Genomic DNA, 21,152 nt, shown 5'->3' with positions numbered 1-21,152 from the left:
TTATGCGTCGACGGCAATGCGACTGCGGACTTCTTCCGGCGCACCGAAGTGCTCAAAATAACGCGGATCGATATTCTCGACGGGCAAGACGATAAGCACGTCAGTCGTGCCAAACTGATGGTCTATGACCGCACCGTCGCCAACGGTCGCGCCTAAGCGGAGGTAGCCCTTGATCAAAGGCGGGAGCGCCTTCAGCGCAGCTTTGGCATCGATATTCTCAATTGGGATACGGTCCATAGGCACGTGCAGATGATCGTGGGCACGACACCGCCATTCGGGCGACGCGAGAGCATGATGATGAAGGAAGCTCAGGGCCATCGCATGCGCATCCGGATCCGTACCGGCGAAGCTCGCGCAGCCAATCATTACGTCGACCTTGTGCTCGCGCACGTAGGTCCAGAGACCGTGCCAGAGCAGCTCAACTGTGCGCTTGTTGCGATAAGGCTTGAGAACGCAGGACCGACCAAGTTCCATGAACTTGTAGTTCGAACGCCGCGCCTCGACCAGTGGTGCAATGTCGTATTCGCTCTGCGTATAGAACCCTTGCGCGCGCTCCGCCTGCTCCTGTCGAAGAACGCGATATGTGCCGACGACTTCGGGACGGCGGCCTGACGTCCAACCATGCCCGCCCGCGGGTTTGGCATCGACATCCACCACAAGCAAGTGATCGCAGATGGCATCATAGTCATCCTCATCGCGACGGCGCATCTGGCTCAGCAGACTTGGGACGGCTGACATCTCTTCGTAGAACACACGATAGCGTAGGTTTTGGGCGCGGCGCAGATCCGCGCGCGATTGTGCAAGGCGCACCTCAAGAGAGCCGACGCGGCCATAAATGCGCGGAATCTGACGACGAGGCATAAGGAACGCGGCGGATCGGCCTGCGTCAAATGCCCTGCGTATCGGAGCCTTTTTCGTCTCCATCATAGAGCGACTGTCTCCCCTCACCCGGATCATCCCGGGCCGGTCGCTTAAGACGGACCGGTATCGTCATTCTCGTTCGACGGCCATCGCCCCAGGCCATCGGACCACCCTGTTCTTAATCATACGCTGGAAACGGCTAGATTCGGTAGTCTGTCGTGTCTTGCGAACACGCTACTTGTGCACCGAAAACTCTGTAGGCCTAGAGCGACTTAGCTCGCCTTACGCCGTTCATTCCATACAACGATATTCCACCCCTCTCGCCGCTTTTACGGCCAGAATGCACCGTTGTAACTAAAATTGTGGGGATGAGGTAGCGGCTGTCAACCGCCCGAAGATGTGGGGTGCTTGCCCTATTTGCCGGCGAGCCGAACCGATTCGTTCCGTCCGGCTTCATGCCAGTCGTCAAGCACACGCTGAAGCGTACCGATCAATGCATCGGGCTCAAATGGCTTGGCCAAATAGTCGTCGAAACCAGCCTCCAGACATCTCCGGCGATCTTCCGTGAAGGCGTGAGCCGTCAACGCAATTATGGGAGGGCTGCGTAAATTCGTGTTGCCCGCTGCCCCCGAAAACAGGGCGTGGATGCGGCTGGTCGCTTCATCGCCGTCCATGCCGGGCATAAAGAGATCCATCAAGATAACATCGGGGACCGCAGTATTCGCGGCCAGCGCGTCGGCGATATATTCAACTGCCTTCGCGCCATCGGATACGCTCGCAACCTCAAATCCGGCCTTCTCAAGTACGCGCGTGGCGACAAGTTGATTGATTTCGTTGTCTTCTGCGAGAAGCACAAACGGTGGGCTATCGACGGCCGCTTTCCCCTTCTCACGTTCACGGGATTGGTCCGAATTTGGATGATCGTGCGTTTGCTCGAGAACCGACAAATTCTGATCCCATCCGGCCCCCGGCGTCACAAGTTGCCGAAGGACCGCTTCCGGGCGCACAGGCCGGATCAGATACGCATCGAAACCGACGTTGCGATAGTTCGCAAAATCTGAACGGCTCATGGCATCGATAAGGACGAGCCCTTTCGCGTCGGCAGCACATTCGCGCGCTGTAGTAAGGATTTTTGCTGCATGCTCGGGTACGCGGTTCGCGTCAACGACAACGCGCGTAAATGGTGCATTCGCCGACTGGGCAGATCTGATCGCGTCGCATGCTTCGTCGAAATCGCTCTCCAAAACTGAGACACTGTAATAGCGCAGGAGATTGGCGAGCGCGCCGCGCTCCAACCTTTTATCGAAAGCGAGGAGCACTTTCCCCTCGTAACTCGTGACAGATTTAGCGGAAGCCCACGTGCGCTGCGTTTTCATCGTGGAAACCGGAAGGGACAGGTCCACGATAAAGCTCGTTCCGTAGCCCGGTGCCGTTTCCACGCGGATATCACCGCCCATCGCTCTTGCGAGGCGCTTTGAAATTGCCAATCCAAGACCTGTTCCGCCGCTTCCGCGCTGACGCGCGGCATCAGCCTGCTCGAATTCCTGGAACAAAGCCGCAAGGTCTCGCGGCGACAGGCCAATGCCGGTATCGCGAACTTCTATGCTGAAGCTAAAACTGGGCGTTGCCTCCGACGGTGGCGCGGACGGCTCAGGGCCTCGCTTCACAACCGAAATGATCACGCCGCCCGTGTCGGTGAATTTGACGGCATTCGAAATCAGATTGAGCAGAATCTGCCGAATGCGGATCTCATCGCCAATGACATCACCTGCCAGGTCCGGGTCCATGGTCCAGGCGAGTTCGATATTCTTTTCGAATGCTCGCGGCGCCATCAGCTCGACGCTGCTCTGAACGCAATCAGCAAGATTGAAGGGACTCTTGTCGATCACCAGCTTGCCGGCTTCGATCTTCGAAAAGTCGAGGATCTCATCGATCAGCGCCATAAGCGTGCGCGCAGACCGACTGATTGCGGCCGTGTAAGTGCGCTGCTCAGGTGTTTGTTCCGTGTCCGAGAGGAGGTTTGCCATGCCGAGTATACCGTTCATCGGCGTTCGGATTTCATGGCTCATGGCTGCGAGGAAGCGTGATTTTGCCCGGTTGGCAGCCTCTGCCTGGTCGCGTGCCTCGTAGAGCTCCTCGGCCGTCTTGCGCTCCTCGGTTACGTCGCGCCCCACCAACTGAACTTCGCGCACACCCGACTCGTCAGGGGGAAGTTCGTGGCGTTCCCACGCGATCCAGCGTGGGCCTTCGAGGGTTGCGAGACATTGCATCAGGTGCGGAGTGCGACCGTCAGTCGAGGTGGCGGAATCGGTTTCCAATACCGTTGGCGTAAAGACCTTACCGAATGCATCTCTGGGCTCGAGTCCGAAAAGCCGAAAGAAGGATTTGTTGGCGAAGGTCAAGCGCTCCTCGGCATCCCGACGCAGGATGATATCGTCCTGGGCATCAAGGAGATCCCGATAGCGCGCGTGATTTTCCGACAGTTCCCAGCGCAGATCGTACATGCGCTCGATGTTGTTCAGCGGATCATCCAGAGGATGTTCGGCCTGGGCGCTGCGATCCACGGCGGGTTCTGCTCGCCCACGAAGCAAAAGCATCAGAGCGATCAGGCTTGCGCCCAACATGATCAGAATTTGATAATCTGTAAAAACGGCGGGTGCGAGCACGGCGCCAGCAAGCATAAGCGCAAGGCCGAGAACATTAACATATCGGTCGTACCGGCTAAGGAATTGGACAATCTCGGTTGGCTTGCGCCTCGTCTGCCCGCCAGGTGTTTGCCTGCGCGCCAGCGGATCGAGCACATTCAGCTCAACCCAATTCCGAAGTTCCTCCAGTCCCCACCGCTTCACGACTCATGCCTTACGCAACACACACACGCTGCGGACAGACAATCATATCGTGTTCAATAAAATCTGAAGCACTATGGTTAACGGTTTAATTCCGGGCACTTTGTTCCCGCATCCCTGCGGTCAGCGGAATTCAAACCAAGAGCTTTTGGGGCCCTTGAGGGTCACTCGTCATCCAGATGACGCGCTGCTTCGAGCGTCATCAGTGGAATTCCGCTCTTAATGGGAAAAGCCAGTTTTGCGGCCTTACTCACCAGCTCGTGACGCTTCGGGTCATAAACGAGGGGCTTTTTGGTTAGCGGACACACGAGAAGCTCTAGCAGCTTCGGATCGGGGATTTCTGCCTCCGAAGCCGGTTTATCCTGCCGATTGCTCTCGCCTTTCACGTCTGTCATGGCGGGCTCAGTCCTCAAGGACACTTAACTTACTGTAGGGTACCACCGTCTGCGCCGCCAGAAGCGAGCTCCATTTCCGCTAAGGCAACCAGCACATCAGCGCGCGACTTCAAATCGGCGGCCTCAAGAAGTGCTTGCTTCTCCTCTGGGCCATAGGGGCTCATGACGGATAGAGCATTGATCAACACTTCGTTGGACGCGCGCAAGATAGCACTCCAATCAGCTTTAAGGCTGTTGGCATCCAAATAACTACGAAGAACGCGGAGAAGGTTTTCGCGATCAACCTCCTCTTCTCCAAGGCCAGCCTGGAAGTCATCAGCGTATCGGTTGTAGTTGACCTGCATGATCCGGTACGGCGTATCCGAATGCACTTCGTTTTCCACATCGAAGCGCGCCACACCGGTCAACGTGATGACGTAGCGGCCATCGTCAAGCTCTTGGTACGTGGTTATCCGGCCTACGCAGCCAACCGCACGCAGATCGCAGCTTTTGTCGGAAGGGCTCTCCTCTTCCTGCACGCCGCCATCCGGTTGAATGATCCCGATAACGCGGTTTCCACTCATGGCGGCTTCGACCATGGCGAGATAGCGCGGTTCAAAGACATTCAATGGGAGCGTTGCGCGGGGCAGCAGAATAGCTCCACGCAGCGGGAAAACCGGAATCTGCGGCGGCAGATCTGCAGGCCGTCGATACAGGTCGGTCATTGCCAAGGGCGGTATCCTTGTGATTGGCGATGCGACGCACGCTTCGCGGCAGGCCAATTATGAGAACAACAGTGAAGACAAACGACGCCGACCCGCCATTGTCGCAGGGTCTTTAGGGCCCCAAGCCTCGAAAAACTCAACGAGCTGCTTGCGGGCCGCGTCTTCGTTCCAGCCGCGGTTGCGTGCGATGATTTCAAGTAAATGATCGACTGCAGCCGTCTTGTCGCCCGAAGCGGCCAAGGCGACAGCTAGGTCGAATCGCGCCTCATGATCCGTGGGGTCGCTGGCGACGCGGGCTTCCAGCTCTGCGGGCGGGCCGGAGCTTCCCGCCTTCTTGACCAGCGCTAATGCTGCAAGAACGGATTGCACGGCAGGGTCTTCGCGTTGATCAGGCGGCACAAGTTCAATGGTCTGTTCCGCGCGGGTGCTGTCACCGCTTTTCAAATAGCATTGAGAGAGACCTGCAAGCGCGGGCGCATTATGTTGATCCGCACGAAGAATTTCAGCATAGATTCCGGCCGCCCCTTGCAGATCCCCTGCATCGAAGGCCTGCTGCGCAGCTTCCAAAACAGCGGCAACATCGTCTTCGGCTTCGTCTGTAAGCAGGCGGTCAACGAATGCGCGCACCGTGCTTTCCGGCTGCACACCCATGAAACCATCAAGGGGGCGGCCATCGCGGAATGCATAAACGGTTGGCAGGGACTGGATGCGCAGCTGTCCGGCAAGGGCCGCGTTCTCATCCGTATTGACTTTTACCAGGCGCACCTTGCCGCCGTAGCTGCGCACGACCTTTTCCAGCACCGGTGCAAGCTGCTTACAAGGTCCGCACCACGGAGCCCAGAAATCGACAATCACAGGCACGTGCTGCGAGGCTTCGATAACGTCCTTGCCGAATTGGGCGGTCGTGGTGTCCATCACGACATCGGCCGCGTTCGTAGGATCGCCTGCCGCGTCTTTGCCCGAACCGAATAGCATTGTTGTGTTCTCCTTTGGACCGATCACCCAGATCGGCCAATATTCATTCATCCCCGGAAGCGACGGGATGAACGGAAATCCCGTGTAAAATTCAGTCTACTCAACAGTAGACGTCAGATCCGTGACGCTTGGCGTATGTCCGCATGCGCGAATGAACCGCAAAAGGTCCTCTCGCGCAATGCTTGTTGTCGCTGTGTTCTCCAACGGATGACAATTGATCGTATCGAATTCCATGAGCGCCTGATCGATTACAACGCTGACGCGCCCCGTTGGATCATTAATCAAAGCAAATGCCGTAACCGAGCCCGGGGACACGCCCAGAACAGTCTTCATGAGGTCGGCCTTGCCAAAACTGAAGCGGGCCGCACCCAGACGCTTATGCAACGACTTGAGGTCAATACCAGTTTGCGCATGGGCAATTATCAAGAACAATCGTCCCTTGGCGTCTTTAAGAAACAAATTCTTAGTATGGCCACCAGCGATGTCGCGCTCCAACGCCTCACTTTCAGCAACGGTGAAGACGGCTGGGTGTTCGATCGTCTGGACGCGAATATCGAGTTCAGCCAACCGATTGAATAACTCTTGGCGGGTGGCGGGCGGGCTCGCAGCGTCAATAGTCATGGTGGGGCAGGGTTTCCGTTCCAAGCGTGTGTCTAAGGGCGTAAAAACGGGACGAAGGCCCACGTTATCCGCCTATCGATATGGACGCGCGCAGACACTATTGCAATCGTTCGGCACTTGCGTCATAAGACGGGGCTCGCACCGATCACTCGGTGCGTGGCCCAGGATTGCGGATGTAGCTCAGGGGTAGAGCATCACCTTGCCAAGGTGAGGGTCGCGCGTTCGAATCGCGTCATCCGCTCCAATTTCTCTCATTAGATTCAAATATATATATTGCCTCTATGCGGCAGTGGCTGCGCGCGACGATCGCGCCTTGCCTCTCCATGATTTATTGTGCGCATTCGGGGGCACCCCGATTATTGGGTTTCTTTGCCGGAAAGTTGGATGGCGAACGGATCTATCAGCGTGCCTTGCAGCAGTTCTGAACGCTTTGCCGCTGCGTGAGGGCCTTCGCGTGCTGGAAATCGGCTGCGGCCCCGGGGCGTTGGCCCGCGCGATTGCTATGCGTATCGGGGATGGACACGTTCTCGCTATAGACCGGTCCGCAAAGGCGATCGAGCAAGCCAAGTCGGCTTCACAAGCGGAACTCTCAAGCGGCCGCCTCACATTGCGTCAAGCCGCGATTGAAGATTTCGAATTGCACGCTCATGAGGCGCCCTACGACATAGCGGTTGCCATTCGCGTCGGAGCCTTAGATGGCCGGCATCCCGAATTGGAACGTCGTGCCTTGCGCCGCGTAGCCGACGCGCTCACGTCGCGAGGACAGCTGTATATCGATAGTGGCAATCCATTGCGGGAGGTTCGGCTTCGCGACTGAGTTACCCCATCAACCCGCGGGGTGCGCTTCAGCTTCGGACGTCGCCTCGCTACGGACGGGCTCGGGCGACGGCGGGGGTGGCGGCGGGGCTGCCAAGGGCCGGTTGGCCGCTTCGAGGCGCACTAGAACCTCCCGGGACAGCGTTTTGATTGCTTGGCCGACCTGCCCTGGATATTTGGCTCCATAGGAGCGCTGCTGCGGCTGGAAACGAGCCGCATCCTGAAGCGCGTTCACGCGCGGAATTGACGATTCGAAACAACGATTTTCCGGATTTGACCGGAGCCAGTTCACATATTCCGTGTCCACAGGCGACGCGAGATCGCGCATGTTAACGAGGACACCAAGATTTTCAGCAAATCCCATTTCCGGATTGAGCGACTTAAACCGGCGGAAAACTTCGAGACCGCACACCGACACATAATCGGCTTTCGTGGGAGAGAGGTGGAAATCAGCTTCGCGCAGCCAGCTTTCGGTCAAGACCGAGAGACCGGGCGGGCAGTCGATCAGGATAATGTCGAAAACGGGCCGGACCTTACGAAGCACATCAGCGATTGTGTTGCGCAAGCTGGCATGCAGGGACTCCTTGGAGACCTCGCGCTCAAATAGCGTGAGTTGCATGTCGCTCGGTATCAAATAGACGGATCGGGCATCGTCGACGTCAGAAACATTACGGACAACAAAGTCCGCCCATTCGATTTGATTTTCGCGCAGGACCGTCGCGACCAGATAATCGACAATTGTAAGTCCATCACGCTGCAAGCCGAACAGATCGGTCACCGTCATCAGCATGCTGGAGACAGACGCTTGAGCATCACTGTCGATTACGAGAACATTCTTGCCGTGCTCTGACGATAGCGTTTCGGCTAGTGCGGCAACGATCGTTGATTTACCGACCCCACCCTTGGTGTTCATCACCGCAATCGTATTACGCATTACCCAGATCGCCCCTTTGCGTATTTCCGTACCCGGCCGCTTGCCCGGCAATTTTCGAAAATGAACTCACGCCCCGCATATGATCTACAGGCCGCCCGGCGCGAAGGCCAGACGCAGCGCCAAATTCGCAAATCGCTCCCTCTTTGGGTTTGCTTGGGGAATATGGCGGTCTCGGGGAGATAAGCCTTCGAAAGCCCAACAATTGGCCAATTTTGTCGGTTCGCGGCCGCTATCGTTACCGGGACATGCTGACATACGGTTAACCGCCCTCACGCGGTTTTAAGGCCGGCAATCCGAGACACGAGAAAGGCTGCAAAAAAAGCCAACTAAACCGAACGAAATAACATAACATATCTTATGGAATAACGTTACGCCGATTAGCCTGCCTTATAATACGCGAGCTAAAATACGATTGGTTGCGGCGGATGTGTTGAACTATATGTCTGTTCGGGATTTGCTACGGCACTCCCGAAACATTGGAGGAATTTATAATGAAGATCTGGAACAAGCCGCAGGTTCGCGAGCAGGAAGTTGGTCTTGAAGTCACCAGCTATCTGCCGGCTGAAATCGACGTTATCTAAGGTTTTCAGTTTATCCCATCCTGATGGTTGGGATGAAGACATTGCGGCGACCGCAAGAGCGGTCGCCGTTTTGTTTTAGTGGGCCGACGTTCGTTGCGGCCGGTGGCGAACCATCAACCAGGACGCCCCAAAGATCGGATCATTCCAGACCTGCACCCAGGCAAAGCCAGCGCTTTCATAAGCGCGGACCGCATGTTCATTTCGCACAGAGACAAACACACACAGCGCGACCGACAGCGTCGTCGAGAAAACTTCATCGGCGAGCAGGTCGAGCGCAGTGCCACCTATGCCGCGCCCTCGATGTTCGGGTGCCGCCACGAACACTTCCACATCCCAAGCGCCGGGTGGCAGCCCGTCCGGAAGCGTCTCCCCCCAAAACGTCGCGTCAATGGCGTGCGTATAGCCGATGGGCTGGCCGTCGATTTCGATGATACGTGCAAGTGCTGACGGTGTTTCAAACACGAGGCGGATTTCAGCCTGAGCCGCGGACTGGCTCCCCCACCACTCCGCGACTTGAGGCATCTTGAGCCACGACTGGATCAACGGCCAATCAGCCTGCGTGGCGGGACGCAGGCGAACGGTTGGGCCTTCTTGTTCGCGCCTCGACATCTGTTCAACATGCGCCGATCGCGCCTTGGTAAGCTAGTGGCGGAAGTGCCGGATCCCCGTAAATACCATTGCCAGATTACGCGCGTCAGCGGCTGCGATCACTTCCTCATCCCGCATCGATCCGCCGGGTTGGATAACGGCGGTCGCCCCAGCATCTGCGGCGGCAATCAAGCCGTCCGCGAAGGGGAAAAATGCATCGGAGGCAACGACCGAACCGCGTGTCAGAGGCTCTGCGATTTCAGCGGTTTTAGCGGCTTCACCAGCCTTCCAAGCCGCAATACGCGTCGAATCCACGCGGCTCATCTGGCCGGCACCGATGCCGACGGTTGCGCCCTGACGGGCGTAAACGATGGCATTTGATTTGACGTGCTTCGCCACTTTGAATGCAAAGCGCATGTCGGCGAACTCAGCTTCGGTGGGCTGACGTTTCGTCACCACCTTGAGGTCGAAATCCTCCACGACGGCGTCGTCCCGCGATTGCACGAGCAATCCGCCGGCCAGCGACCGGACCAGCAAGCCCGGGGCACGCGGATCAGGAAGCATATTGGTTGTGAGAAGACGCAGGTTCTTCTTGGCCGCAAAAATTTCACGGGCAGCGTCGCTGGCTCCGGGGGCAATAACGACTTCCGTAAAGATCTGCGTCATGGCTTCGGCCGCTTCGGCATCAATCTCGCGATTCAAAGCAATGATGCCGCCAAACGCACTGACCGGATCGCAACGCAATGCCTTCTCATAGGCGTCCTTCAACGTCGCGCCGGTGGCAACGCCGCAAGGGTTGGCGTGCTTTATGATCGCCACGGCAGCCGTTTTCGACGGGTCGAATTCCGCGACCAACTCGAAGGCTGCGTCTGTGTCGTTGAGATTGTTATAGGACAGTTCCTTGCCCTGATGCTGATGCGCCGTCGCGACGCCGGCGCGCGAAGGGGCCATGTGATAAAAGGCTGCGGTCTGGTGTGGGTTCTCGCCATAGCGCAGCGGCTGAGCCAGGCGGCCGCCGAAACTGCGCCAGGTCGGAACATCCTCCTTAACCACCTCAGCAAACCACCGGCTTATCGCGGCATCGTAGGCTGCGGTGCGGGCATAAGCCTTCGCGGCAAGCCTCCGGCGCAGCTCAATAGTCGTGCCACTCGCGTTGGCGCGCATCTCTGCGAGCACACGTTCATAATCATCAGGATCGACGACCACGGCGACGCCATCGAAATTCTTAGCTGCGGCGCGGATCATTGCCGGCCCGCCAATATCGATATTCTCTATGGACGTATCGAAATCCGCTCCAGAAGCGATGGTTGCCTCGAACGGGTAGAGGGACACCACGAGGAGATCGATGGGCTCGATCCCATGCTGCTTGGCTGAGTTTTGATGTTCAGCGCTGTCCCTTATGGCCAACAGGCCGCCATGCACAGCGGGATGCAGGGTCTTGACCCGACCATCCATCATTTCGGGAAACCCGGTCAGCTCGGCGACATCGCGAACCGGCAATCCAGCGGCGGCCAGCGCCGCGGCTGTGCCACCCGTCGAAACGATCTCGACGCCCGCGGCCGCAAGCGCTTCCGCAAACGGCACAAGCCCGCTCTTATCGGAAACCGAAATGAGAGCGCGCGTAATCCGCCGGATGCTGTCGGTCATTATCTGCCTCTTGTTTTTGATCTTCGTGGCCGGGGCCGACGCAATGCGGGCCCGTTTGGCTCACGCCGTTAGCACGATACCGGCCGGAAGCGAAATCAGCGTTTCGACTCACTCTCATTGCTTGTCGTGACAGCCGGGAGCGGTGGCGGGCTCTGCGGTGCATTGACCTTGTCGTCCGCTACGAGTTGCCATTCGACTTCGCTGCCCCCGTTCGTTGACCCACGAACGACGATCTGCAGGGAGCTTGTCGGGCCGGCCGAATCCGCAAAGTGCACGCTTTCTTCGACGCTGACATCTCCACCATACGCCGAGAAGCGCCAGATCGATCGGTCTGGCAATTCAATCGCGACCGTTCCCGTCTTGTTGGCCGACTGGGCTACGACGATTTCCGGGTGCAGGTGGAAATGGATTGAGAAGGGTATATCGCGATTGAGCCGCACGACTTTTTTCGGCCCCGATATACGGTCAATGCCGCTCAGGCAGCGGCCATCGGCCGAAAGCGTTAGTTGGCGATGATGAATGAGGCCAAAACGACGGACATACCCATCATGGCTGGCGGAAATGCTGGCATCAAGGCCTGTCGCATCGCTTAGCGAATGTGTGACGTTGTCGGGATAGCGGATCGGTGGCGCACCCGCCAATTCTTCCAAGAACGGATGGCGCACCATCTTCGATGAAGATTTCTCGCCGAGACATAGCGTGTTGTGACTGACCGTGGCACGGGCACGATGCAGCCATTCTCCGTCCGCGGAGCCTGGTGCACCGCCGTTGGCCAGAACCATCTGGCGGCCCACGCTCAATTCGAAAGACAGGCTCCCTGCGTGTGCTATTCCCGCATATTCGAGCGGCGGTGGACCGCCGACGTCCGCGACGAGGATCGCGGCTTCTCGCGATATTCGCGCGTACCTCGATGGTCCCGCGCTCATAGTCTGAGCTTGGCCGCCCAGATCATCATAAGCGAGAACTGTTGCGAGGTGGGCCGGGGCTGGAACACTCACACCATTGAAGCGCGCCAAACAACCATCCCCCATGCGCATGTACCGAAGCATCGTGAGCATTCGGTGGATGGCGCTCGTCACCTCGGCTGGCGGTTTGCGGCCCCGCGCGACGAAGCACTGACTGAGCGGCAACAGATCGAGCATCAAATCAATAAGCAGGGCCGGATTACGGCTGACGTGGCCACCGTCTTCCAAGATCTGACGTGAAAGCTCCCCAGCGAGTTTGGCTTCCGCATCACGCAGTTGGCGTTCGTGTCCTGCTATCGACAGGTCAGCCAAGACAATGGCGATCAACGTCAGCAATCTCGGCGAACCTACTGGCGCCATGCGCCATGTCGCAGAGAGACGGACTAATTGATAACCGAGGCTCTCGGCCACAATATCGAAGGTTTTTGGGTCAGCGTCTTCCAGCAAGAGGCTGGCATGCGTAATCCAGGAAATCATACGGCGCGCGATGACTGCCGGCTCCCAAGCCACTCCGGATGAATGATGATGGCGCGTCGCCCAATCGACGGCGAGTTTACGCGCGACATCCCGTGCTTCCGGCTCCTCGGCGGCATCGAGATGGCGTAGCCAGCCGAAACCATGCAGTTCCCTATTCCATGCGAGATTCTGCGCTTTCAGGTCGAACGGCGAGCGGCCATCGAGTGTTGCCAAAGACCCCGCTAGGCCGAACTGGCCAACCTGAATTTCATGAAAAAAGCTCGGATCGGCGGTATGGAGATCCTGCGGAACAATGAGCAACTGATCCGCGACGTTGGAGCCATAACGCCAGCGCAGAGCGGGAGAATAGAGGGCGCGCGCCAGCATACGGCGCCGGGCACGTCCCGCTGCCAGCTTAGACACGCGATATTGCTCGGACAGGCTTAATCGCGCCATGTCGTTCCCCGAAACTCCCACGCTCCAGATTGGCATGAATGCAAATCTGGCTCCCGCTACATTATATCAGATCGCAGCACTTCCATGGCGGGCGCTACGATGTGCACAAATGGATGTGCGGTTTTTGCCCGCAGCCCTAAAGCCACTTCCGCTGAAGTTTTCCGTCAGAGCCGACGCAAGCGGGCCGCAAAGAAGCCATCCATGCCCTTTGGAACGGAGACGCCGTCTCCTTCTGCAACGATCGTTGGCGTGAAGGACGGAAGCGTTCGTAGATACCCTTCAGGAGTGATCCAGCTTGCTTCGATCCCAGCCAGTCCGGGTTCAATCGGCATTACCTCAAATTCCGGGTGGGATGCGAGAAAAGCAGACATCTGCTGTTCGCCCTCTTCGGGCTCGAGCGAGCACGTGCAATAGACAAGGCAGCCTCCAGGCCGAACGAGGTTCACGGCATTTTCCAGCAAGCTTGCCTGAATTGTCGCGAGACGTGCGACATCGGATTCCCGTTTCAAATGAATGATGTCGGGATGGCGGCGAATTGTGCCGGTTGCCGTACAGGGTGCATCGAGCAAAACGGCGTCGAACTGACGTGCGGGGTTCCACGTCGCGATATCTGCCTCAACGAGTTCTGCGGAGAGCCCGAGCCGGTCCAGGTTTGCTGCGAGGCGTTGGAGCCGATCGGCCGAAATCTCAACGGCGGTGACGCGGGCCCCTGTGGCAGCGAGCAGCGCCGTCTTACCGCCGGGCGCCGCACAGAGATCGGCAACTTCGGCGGCAGGTCCGACGGTCAAGCTTGCTAAACGAGCCGGTAACGCAGCCGCAGCATCCTGTACCCACCAGTCACCCGAAGCAAAGCCTTCCAAATCTTCAATGCGTCCGCCAGGAACAAGGCGCACCGTGTCTGTGGCCAACGCTGCACCGTTTAGCCGCTCCGCCCACTGCGGTGGAGCGGACTTCACGCTTAGATCGAGCGCAGCCTCCTGTAAGGAGGCTTCTGCGATGTCTTGGGCCGTCGCTTCACCGTAGTTTTTGACCCATCGGAGCCACATCCAACCTGGAAGGGTCTCACGTATGGTCTCACGATCAGAAGAGACGGATACACCGTCGCGAACCAACCCTCTCAGCACCGCGTTCACGAGCTTGTCCAGGTGGCTGCCCGCGCGCGCGTAGCGCGTCTGATCAACCGCAAGACTGATAACCGCGTGTGGTGGGATCGCCAGCCGGCATAACTGCGCAGCAGCCGTCAAAAGTATCGCTCCAATCCGGGCGTATCGCGCCGATAACGGCTTGTCCAAACGGCTATCAAGCCTTGCTTGCAAGGGACGCGCATAGCGTAGCGTCGTCGCCGCGATCTGCCGTGCTAAGCCGCGATCGCGCGCTTCCAGATCTGCGTAACGCGGTGCGGCAAAGGCCGCGGTCAGAGCCTCGTCAAAAGCGCGGTTCTGAGTGAGGACGGCGACGACCAGATCGACAGCCAACTCTCTTGCTACAAGGCCGGGAGGTGTATTCTTCCCGGTGGATTTTGGCACGCCTATCCGCTGATCCGCTTTTGCGACGGGGCCCGACGTCGCCGGCCGCCGCTTACCGCGCCGGGGATTTGCTTTCGATTGCTTTTGGTTCACCCGGTTCAGCCCCAAGGTCCGCGGCCGCCATCGGTGTCGCGCGCAGTGCGTGACCATGGCCCTCCCGGCTGTCGCGCCGGTTCTTCCGTATAGGCGGGGGCCGAAGACGACTGCGTGATGTTCATCTCGCGTGCCAAGGCTTCAAGCGCGGCGATGCGATTGCCAGTCGCTGGATGGGTGGAGAACCAATTGTCGACGCCACGACCGTTGAGCGGGTTGATGATGAACATATGCGCGGTCGCTGGAGCATGTTCGGCCTCTTCGTTGACCGTACCACGTGCATAGCGCTCGATCTTACCCAGCGCGGACGCCAACCACAGAGGATTGCCACAGATCATGGCGCCCATCCGGTCGGCTTGATACTCGCGTGAACGGCTGATCGCCATTTGAACAAGCATCGCTGCAAAGGGCGCCAAAAGTGCCGCACCGAGCACGCCGATCCAACCGAGTGGGCTGGATCTGTTTTCATCGCTGCCACCGCCGAACATGGCGCTAAACTGAAGGTACTGAGCCAGCATGGAGATGGCGCCGCCGATGGTGGCGGCAATCGTCATGGTCAACGTATCTCGGTTTTTGATGTGCGCGAGTTCGTGTGCAATGACGCCCGCCAGCTCTTCACGTGAACTGATATCGAGCAGCCCGGTAGAAGCAGCGACCGCTGAGTGATGCGGATCGCGCCCCGTGGCAAACGCGTTGGGCTGCGGAGACGGAAGAATATAGACTTTCGGCATGGGCAAATCGGCATTAGCCGCCAAACCTTGCACCAAGCGGTAGTATTCCGGAGCATTGGCCTCGGAGACCTCCTGAGCCTGATACATCCGAAGCACCATTTTGTCGGAGTTCCAGAAACTGAATCCGTTCATGACCAGGGCCACAATAAACGCGATGACCATGCCGGTGCTGCCTCCGATCAGGTAGCCCATCATGACGAATATTGCAGTCAGGAACGCCAGAAGCATGGCTGTCTTGACGTAGTTCATCGGCATTCAGATCACTCCACAACGGTCAATAGCGCCGGTCGTATATTACGCTACCGGCATAGATGCTGGGCTCTATATGGGTTAGTCTTTCGACCTCGACTAGCCTGAATGGCAAACGATAAGGAGAAAATCCGTGAACGATGGATCTGACCGGGCAGGATTAGATGAAAGTCCGGCTCGTACAGATGAAAATGCTGCGCTGGAGAAACGAGACCTCTCCCCCGCTGCCCAGCGGGCTTTGCGCGAAGCAGAAGAACGGAGGCGCGCAGCGGAAGCCGAGGCTAAACCGGGTGCGCGTGAGTTGGGCGGCCGCGATGGGCCAGACCCCGTTCGCTATGGAGATTGGGAAAAGGGCGGGATCATTTCCGACTTTTAGCCGTCCTTAACACTGGCCGAAATCCTCTATCGTAACGAACGATAACTCATCTGATTTCTATAATTTTTACCATTCGGCGAGGTGAAATTTTCCGACTTGCCGCTGGGCTGTCCCTCCTTAACGTGATCTACACCGAATATTGTTACGCGTGGGGGGAGTCTGGACCGGCTTTGGGGCGTCAGCAGCGTCCCCTGCATATCCCGGATCAGAGTTTGCGTGCCGTCCAGGGAGAAATGCATGCTCGGTCGTTCCCGTTTCCCCAGAGCTTTCCTAACCGACCAGAACGGCGGCGTCGCTGTCTTGTTCGGTCTGCTGCTATTGGGTGTTCTGTTTTCTGTCGGGATGGCCGTCGACTATGGGCGTGTCGTGCATACCAAAACCCGGCTGGCGCAAGCCGTAGATGCTGCCGCCCTTGCCGCAGGCCGTGCGTTGCTTGACGGCCGCTTGTCGGATACCGATGTCCAAGAGATTGCGGAGCGCTATTTCGATACGAACCTAGGCGAGGGTTCGGGCTTCGGAACGGTAGGGCGTCCCTTCGTTCGGATTGTCCGCGCAACTGGCGAAGTGCACGTAACGGCCGACGCGAACGTTCCTATGACGCTCACCAAAATTGCCGGCTTTACCAACGTGACTGTGCCCGCAACGGCTTCCAGCCGTTTCGATGATCGCGACATCGAACTGTCGATGGCGCTCGACCTCACCGGCTCGATGGGCGGCTCCAAGATCCGCGCGCTGAAGTCGGCGACGAACGCCCTAATTGACATTATGCTTCCCGACGTCGGAAGCGAGACCTCCGACAACAAGATACGCGTGGCGCTTGCTCCTTACTCATCAGGTGTTGATGCCGGTGACTATGCAAAAGCGGTAACGGGACAGAAGAAGCAAACTTGTACCTTCGAGCGTGAGGGCTCGAATCCAAGAGGTGATCAGTCTCCAGGTCCCAACAATTATCTCAAGGTCAAAGGTGACACGGGCATCGTTAGAAACCCAACATGCCCGGATGGCGAGGTCATCGCGCTTACCAGTGACAAGGCCGCCCTGAAGCGTGAAGTTGCTCGTTATAACACTGGGGGATCTACTGCCGGACACCTCGGTGCCATGTGGGGGTATTTCTTACTCTCACCGAACTGGGGCAGCGTATTCGGGGGCGATAGCGTACCCGTTGCCTATGGCGATCGCAAAACCGTCAAGGCGATGGTCCTCATGACTGATGGTCTATTCAATACGATCGGCGGCAGGAACTACGGCGACTATTCGCCTGAAGCAAGAGAGAGCGCCGCATGGACGGTTGAAACCTGTGGCAAGATGCGCTCTGACTCGATCCTGGTTTACACGGTTGCTTTTCAAGTCAGTTCAAACAGCACCAAGCAGATGCTGCTCGATTGTGCGGGCAGTCCCGACCGGTATTTCGATGCTTCAGACGATGAGGCGTTACGCACCGCGTTCACGCGCATTGCGACACAGTTGAACAATCTACGTCTGACGAACTGATTTCGCCGATCCTCGCGGGCAGTCTGGCACCTAGTCGCCGGAAGCTAACGTGAGGCCGAAGAGACGAGTCCGGCTCCCGGGGCAAGCCCCGGGAGTTTGATCCATACATCGGTCAACGATGGATCGTTTAGCCCGTCACCTTACGATTCTGGCGGTTGCCAATAAGGTCCTCAACGACCAGCGGATCAGCCAAGGTCGACGTGTCTCCCAGATTGGAGAAATCATCCTCGGCAATCTTCCGCAGGATGCGACGCATGATCTTGCCGGAACGCGTCTTCGGCAAACCGCCGGAGAATTGAATGAGGTCCGGAGAAGCAATGGGACCGATCTCGGCCCGAACGTGCTTGACCAGTTCCGCTTTCAGCTCATCGGTGACTGCTTCGCCGGCATTCAGCGTGACATAGCAATAGATGCCTTGCCCCTTGATCGCGTGCGGATAGCCGACAACGGCTGCTTCCGACACCTTCGGATGCGCGACCAGAGCGCTTTCCACTTCGGCCGTTCCCATGCGGTGACCGGATACGTTCAACACGTCATCGACGCGTCCCGTGATCCACCAATAGCCGTCTTCGTCGCGACGTGCGCCATCGCCCGTGAAGTAGTTCCCCTTGTACGTGGAGAAATAGGTCTGAACGAAGCGATCATGATCGCGGAACACGGTGCGCATCTGGCCGGGCCAGCTATCCTTGATGATCAGATTGCCGTTGACCGCGCCTTCGAGTTCATTGCCGTGTTCATCGACGAGCGCCGGCTGGACACCGAAAAACGGAAGCGTTGCTGAGCCAGGCTTCAAGGCCATGGCACCCGGTAGCGGCGAAATGAGGATGCCACCCGTTTCCGTCTGCCACCACGTATCTACGATCGGGCAACGGCTGTTGCCGACAACGCGATAATACCAGATCCAGGCTTCCGGGTTGATGGGCTCTCCCACGGAACCGAGCAGCCTCAGCGAAGAGCGATCGGTACGATTGACGAAATCATCGCCTGCTCCCATCAGAGCGCGGATGGCGGTCGGCGCAGTGTAGAAGATATTGACCTGCCACTTATCGACGACGTGCCAGAAGCGAGACGCTGTCGGATAGTTCGGCACGCCCTCGAACATCAAGGTCGTCGCGCCGTTGGAAAGCGGTCCATAGATGATGTAGCTGTGGCCGGTGACCCAGCCGACATCTGCCGTACACCAGTAGATATCGCCGTCGTGATAATCGAAGATGTATTGATGGGTCAGTCCTGCAAACAGCAGATAGCCGCCGGAGGTGTGCACGACACCCTTGGGCTGACCGGTGGAGCCTGACGTGTAGAGAATGAACAGCGGATCTTCCGCATTCATTTCTTCAATCGGGCAGTCAGCGGAAACCTTCACCAGCTCTTCGTGCAGCCAGAGATCGCGTCCCGGCACCATATCGACGGCACCACCTGTGCGGCGAACGACGAGGACCTTCATGTCGCTCAGGTTTCCGGCGGTAATTGCATCGTCTGTGTTCTTCTTCAGAGGGATGGTGCGACCGCCGCGGACACCTTCATCCGACGTAATAACAAACTTCGAATCCGCATCGGCGATCCGGTTCATCAAGCTATCGGGCGAAAAGCCGCCGAACACTACGGAGTGGATCGCACCAATGCGCGCGCACGCCAGCATGGCGTAGGCCGCTTCGGGGATCATCGGCAGATAGATGGTGACCCGGTCACCTTTCTTGACGCCGTTGGCTTTGAGGACGTTGGCGAATTTGCAGACGCGCTCATGCAGCTGGCGGTAGGTGATCTGCTCGTCTTCGGTTGGATCATCGCCTTCCCAGATGATGGCGTTCTGATCCGCGCGTGTCGGCAAGTGCCGATCTACGCAATTGTAGCAGACGTTGAGACTGCCATCCTCATACCAGCGGATGCGTACGTCGTGGGGATCGTAAGACGTATTCTTCACCTTGGTATAAGGCTTGATCCAGTCCAGACGCTGACCCATTTCGCCCCAGAATCCATTGGGATCATCAATGGAACGCTTGTACATTTCCTTGTATTTCGCTTCGTCGAGCCATGCTCGCGCAGCCCATTCTGGGGATACGGGGTACACGTTTTCAGACATCGAAGTTCCTCCCGGTATCGAATTTTGTTGGCCTGCATTATGTGCCGCAGGTCGTACGGCCACAAGCCTCACCGTTGGTCTTAGAAAGGCACGTCCTTAACGGATCGGCTGGATCGTTCAGACGCCCATCCAGCCGATGATAAGGCCCTGGATCAATAAAACACCGAGCCAATGACCCGCATTGATCAGTGTCAGTGACGGCTTCGCGCGTTCAAATGCGTTGTTCGTCAGTGTCGTGGTCAGAATGAAGCCTGCCCAGACGAAGGCTCCGGATATGGCGCCATTTCTGGGTGTGACCTGACCTGGGCCAAGATGACCAATCGTGCCGGCAAGTACAAACGCCATGACCAGCAAACAAAAGAATGAAACTATGAAAGGAACGATCTTTTGACTTCCGCTCGCAGCCAGTTGTTCCTTTGTTTTACCTAGTGCAGAGAGCCAAGCTTTGCCGAATGCTCCGTACCAAATAGCTCCGAACAGAAAGCCGAAAACCGCGGCGACAACGATCGCCATGTAGTTCATGCCTGCGAATGCCATTCTCAGCCTTACCTTTGATGCGTACACGCGTGAATATTAGAAAATATGCCCGTCGTTAGCCTGGCTTGTAGCGCCAGATGGCGGTTCGCTTGATCTCTGCGTCTTCCAGCTGGCGGGTGACGGGGACTGTATATTCGGTCAGCTTCTCGAACCGGTCCAAAGGAAAATAGCTACGGCGTGGATCTCCAACGAGTACAATGACGCCTGCCGAAACGTTGGCCTCAATAAATGTCAGAACCTTTTTCGCGAGCTGGGCCTCGTAGAACAGATCTCCCACCAGAACCACGTCGAATTTCCCAGCCCCTGTTACGAGCATATCGTTTGCCGTCGTCGTCAGCGTGACGCTGTTCAGCGCGGCGTTGACCTCGGCAGCTACCGAGGCAAGCTGATCGACATCAGCAGCCAGTGCGGAGGCCGCTCCGGCGCGGCACGCTGCAATCGCCACAAGCCCGGAGCCTGATCCTAAATCCAGAACCCGCTTTCCGCGGACAAGCGTAGGGTTATCCAACACGTAGCGCGCGAGTGCCTGTCCCCCCGCCCAAGCGAATGCCCAGTAGGGCGGATCAATATTATGTTGCTGCAGTTCCTCTTCGGTCTTTAGCCAAATGGGGAGGGATTCTTCTGCCAGATGCAGTCTAATTTCCGGAACCAGCGGAGGGCTCAGTGGTACTGTATTTTTCCGGATGAAGGCAGCAGAGCGTGATGATTCGGCCGCAGCCATTTGGGTCTCATGTGCCGGAGGAAAAGCGCTCGTCGGCAAAAAATGGTTTCATTTCTTGCTGAGCGCTTTTGGGTCCAAGCCGCCCATACGTAAGACCTCGTTCCATTCCGCGGTGGTGACAGGTTGCACTGACAGTCGCATTGAAGTGACGAGGCTCATTTTGGACAGCTTATCGTTCGCTTTCGCGTCTGCAAGCGTTACAGGTTTGGGCAGGTCGGCGACAGCCGCCACCGTCACGCACTGCCATTTGCCGGTATCGTCTTTGGGGTCAGGATGCGCTTCCTTGATGACCTCCACGATGCCGACGATCTCTTTGCCTTCATTTGAGTGATAGAAGAAGCCGAGATCGCCTTTCTTCATTGCCCGCATGTTGTTGCGCGCAAGAAAGTTACGGACCCCATCCCAAGGTTCGCCTTTGCGACCGCACTTTTTGAGCATTTCCCAGGAGAAGACGTCCGGTTCCGATTTAAACAGCCAACGGTCGATACCCTCTGTGCTCGTTT

General features: G+C 57.7%; 20 protein-coding genes and 1 tRNA gene. 5 read left to right on the top strand and 16 right to left on the bottom strand.

Features of this window, described 5'->3' with window-relative positions; genetic code table 11:
- The 6 genes from YBN1229_RS05480 to YBN1229_RS05455 form a co-directional block, all read right to left on the bottom strand.
- Window positions 1-924 carry a GNAT family N-acetyltransferase gene (locus tag YBN1229_RS05480; protein WP_046480017.1) on the bottom strand — a complete coding sequence of 308 codons (924 nt, stop codon included), beginning with the start codon at window positions 922-924 and terminating at the stop codon, window positions 1-3.
- Between the two features lie 350 nt (window positions 925-1,274).
- Window positions 1,275-3,710, bottom strand: coding sequence for a PAS domain-containing hybrid sensor histidine kinase/response regulator (locus YBN1229_RS05475; protein ID WP_152024959.1), 2,436 nt, complete (start codon window positions 3,708-3,710; stop codon window positions 1,275-1,277).
- Between the two features lie 161 nt (window positions 3,711-3,871).
- Complete coding sequence (locus YBN1229_RS05470; protein WP_046477301.1) at window positions 3,872-4,102, bottom strand: Trm112 family protein; 231 nt, start codon at window positions 4,100-4,102, stop codon at window positions 3,872-3,874.
- Between the two features lie 29 nt (window positions 4,103-4,131).
- Window positions 4,132-4,812 (bottom strand): LON peptidase substrate-binding domain-containing protein, encoded by a 681-nt coding sequence (locus YBN1229_RS05465; RefSeq protein ID WP_046477300.1) that lies wholly within the window; start codon window positions 4,810-4,812, stop codon window positions 4,132-4,134.
- A 51-nt stretch (window positions 4,813-4,863) separates the two neighbouring features.
- Window positions 4,864-5,781: a thioredoxin gene (trxA, locus tag YBN1229_RS05460; protein ID WP_046480015.1), complete on the bottom strand. Its 918-nt coding sequence runs from the start codon at window positions 5,779-5,781 to the stop codon at window positions 4,864-4,866.
- Between the two features lie 96 nt (window positions 5,782-5,877).
- A complete protein-coding gene (locus YBN1229_RS05455) occupies window positions 5,878-6,402 on the bottom strand; it encodes a prolyl-tRNA synthetase associated domain-containing protein (protein ID WP_046477299.1) in 525 nt (174 codons plus the stop codon).
- A gap of 169 nt (window positions 6,403-6,571) precedes the next feature.
- Here YBN1229_RS05455 and YBN1229_RS05450 point away from each other — a divergent pair.
- Window positions 6,572-6,646 (top strand) — tRNA-Gly (locus YBN1229_RS05450).
- A gap of 114 nt (window positions 6,647-6,760) precedes the next feature.
- A complete protein-coding gene (locus YBN1229_RS05445; RefSeq protein ID WP_052744099.1) occupies window positions 6,761-7,219 on the top strand; it encodes a methyltransferase domain-containing protein in 459 nt (152 codons plus the stop codon).
- Between the two features lie 9 nt (window positions 7,220-7,228).
- Here the strand turns inward: YBN1229_RS05445 and YBN1229_RS05440 are convergent, their stop codons facing one another.
- A complete protein-coding gene (locus YBN1229_RS05440) occupies window positions 7,229-8,152 on the bottom strand; it encodes a ParA family protein (RefSeq protein WP_046477298.1) in 924 nt (307 codons plus the stop codon).
- Window positions 8,153-8,643: 491 nt separating this feature from the next.
- On the opposite strand from YBN1229_RS05440, the gene pqqA reads away from it, so the two are divergent.
- Entirely contained in the window at window positions 8,644-8,733 is a 90-nt protein-coding gene (gene pqqA, locus YBN1229_RS05435; protein ID WP_046477297.1) for a pyrroloquinoline quinone precursor peptide PqqA, read from the top strand.
- 75 nt (window positions 8,734-8,808) lie between these two features.
- Here pqqA and YBN1229_RS05430 read toward each other — a convergent pair whose 3' ends face one another.
- The 5 genes from YBN1229_RS05430 to htpX form a co-directional block, all read right to left on the bottom strand.
- Window positions 8,809-9,342: a GNAT family N-acetyltransferase gene (locus YBN1229_RS05430; RefSeq protein ID WP_052743723.1), complete on the bottom strand. Its 534-nt coding sequence runs from the start codon at window positions 9,340-9,342 to the stop codon at window positions 8,809-8,811.
- Window positions 9,343-9,375: 33 nt separating this feature from the next.
- Window positions 9,376-10,968: a bifunctional phosphoribosylaminoimidazolecarboxamide formyltransferase/IMP cyclohydrolase gene (gene purH / locus YBN1229_RS05425; RefSeq protein WP_046477296.1), complete on the bottom strand. Its 1,593-nt coding sequence runs from the start codon at window positions 10,966-10,968 to the stop codon at window positions 9,376-9,378.
- Between the two features lie 95 nt (window positions 10,969-11,063).
- On the bottom strand, window positions 11,064-12,845 hold the full coding sequence (locus YBN1229_RS05420) for a heparinase II/III family protein (protein ID WP_046477295.1): 1,782 nt from the start codon (window positions 12,843-12,845) through the stop codon (window positions 11,064-11,066).
- 164 nt (window positions 12,846-13,009) lie between these two features.
- A complete protein-coding gene (locus tag YBN1229_RS05415; RefSeq protein WP_244465016.1) occupies window positions 13,010-14,464 on the bottom strand; it encodes an RsmB/NOP family class I SAM-dependent RNA methyltransferase in 1,455 nt (484 codons plus the stop codon).
- A 5-nt stretch (window positions 14,465-14,469) separates the two neighbouring features.
- Window positions 14,470-15,444, bottom strand: coding sequence for a zinc metalloprotease HtpX (htpX, locus tag YBN1229_RS05410; protein ID WP_046480011.1), 975 nt, complete (start codon window positions 15,442-15,444; stop codon window positions 14,470-14,472).
- A gap of 199 nt (window positions 15,445-15,643) precedes the next feature.
- Between htpX and YBN1229_RS05405 the strand changes: the two genes are divergently transcribed.
- Both YBN1229_RS05405 and YBN1229_RS05400 read left to right on the top strand, forming a co-directional pair.
- Window positions 15,644-15,820 (top strand): DUF1674 domain-containing protein, encoded by a 177-nt coding sequence (locus YBN1229_RS05405; RefSeq protein WP_046480010.1) that lies wholly within the window; start codon window positions 15,644-15,646, stop codon window positions 15,818-15,820.
- A gap of 237 nt (window positions 15,821-16,057) precedes the next feature.
- The gene (locus YBN1229_RS05400) at window positions 16,058-17,311 is read left to right on the top strand and encodes a pilus assembly protein TadG-related protein (protein WP_046477294.1); all 1,254 of its coding nucleotides are present in this window, start codon (window positions 16,058-16,060) and stop codon (window positions 17,309-17,311) included.
- A gap of 127 nt (window positions 17,312-17,438) precedes the next feature.
- Here the strand turns inward: YBN1229_RS05400 and acs are convergent, their stop codons facing one another.
- The 4 genes from acs to YBN1229_RS05380 all read right to left on the bottom strand — a co-directional run bounded on the left by acs (window position 17,439) and on the right by YBN1229_RS05380 (window position 21,135).
- Window positions 17,439-19,391 carry an acetate--CoA ligase gene (gene acs, locus YBN1229_RS05395; protein WP_046477293.1) on the bottom strand — a complete coding sequence of 651 codons (1,953 nt, stop codon included), beginning with the start codon at window positions 19,389-19,391 and terminating at the stop codon, window positions 17,439-17,441.
- A gap of 117 nt (window positions 19,392-19,508) precedes the next feature.
- The gene (locus YBN1229_RS05390; RefSeq protein WP_046477292.1) at window positions 19,509-19,928 is read right to left on the bottom strand and encodes a DUF1761 domain-containing protein; all 420 of its coding nucleotides are present in this window, start codon (window positions 19,926-19,928) and stop codon (window positions 19,509-19,511) included.
- A 55-nt stretch (window positions 19,929-19,983) separates the two neighbouring features.
- Window positions 19,984-20,649: a class I SAM-dependent methyltransferase gene (locus tag YBN1229_RS05385; RefSeq protein ID WP_046477291.1), complete on the bottom strand. Its 666-nt coding sequence runs from the start codon at window positions 20,647-20,649 to the stop codon at window positions 19,984-19,986.
- Window positions 20,650-20,697: 48 nt separating this feature from the next.
- Window positions 20,698-21,135, bottom strand: coding sequence for an EVE domain-containing protein (locus YBN1229_RS05380; RefSeq protein WP_076605381.1), 438 nt, complete (start codon window positions 21,133-21,135; stop codon window positions 20,698-20,700).
- Between the last annotated feature and the right edge of the window lie 17 nt (window positions 21,136-21,152).

Origin of the sequence: Candidatus Filomicrobium marinum (genome assembly GCF_000981545.1) — a bacterium.
GTDB lineage: Bacteria > Pseudomonadota > Alphaproteobacteria > Rhizobiales > Hyphomicrobiaceae > Filomicrobium > Filomicrobium insigne.
Note: the sequence above shows the minus strand (reverse complement) of the source record. Positions and strands in the feature narration are given on the sequence as shown.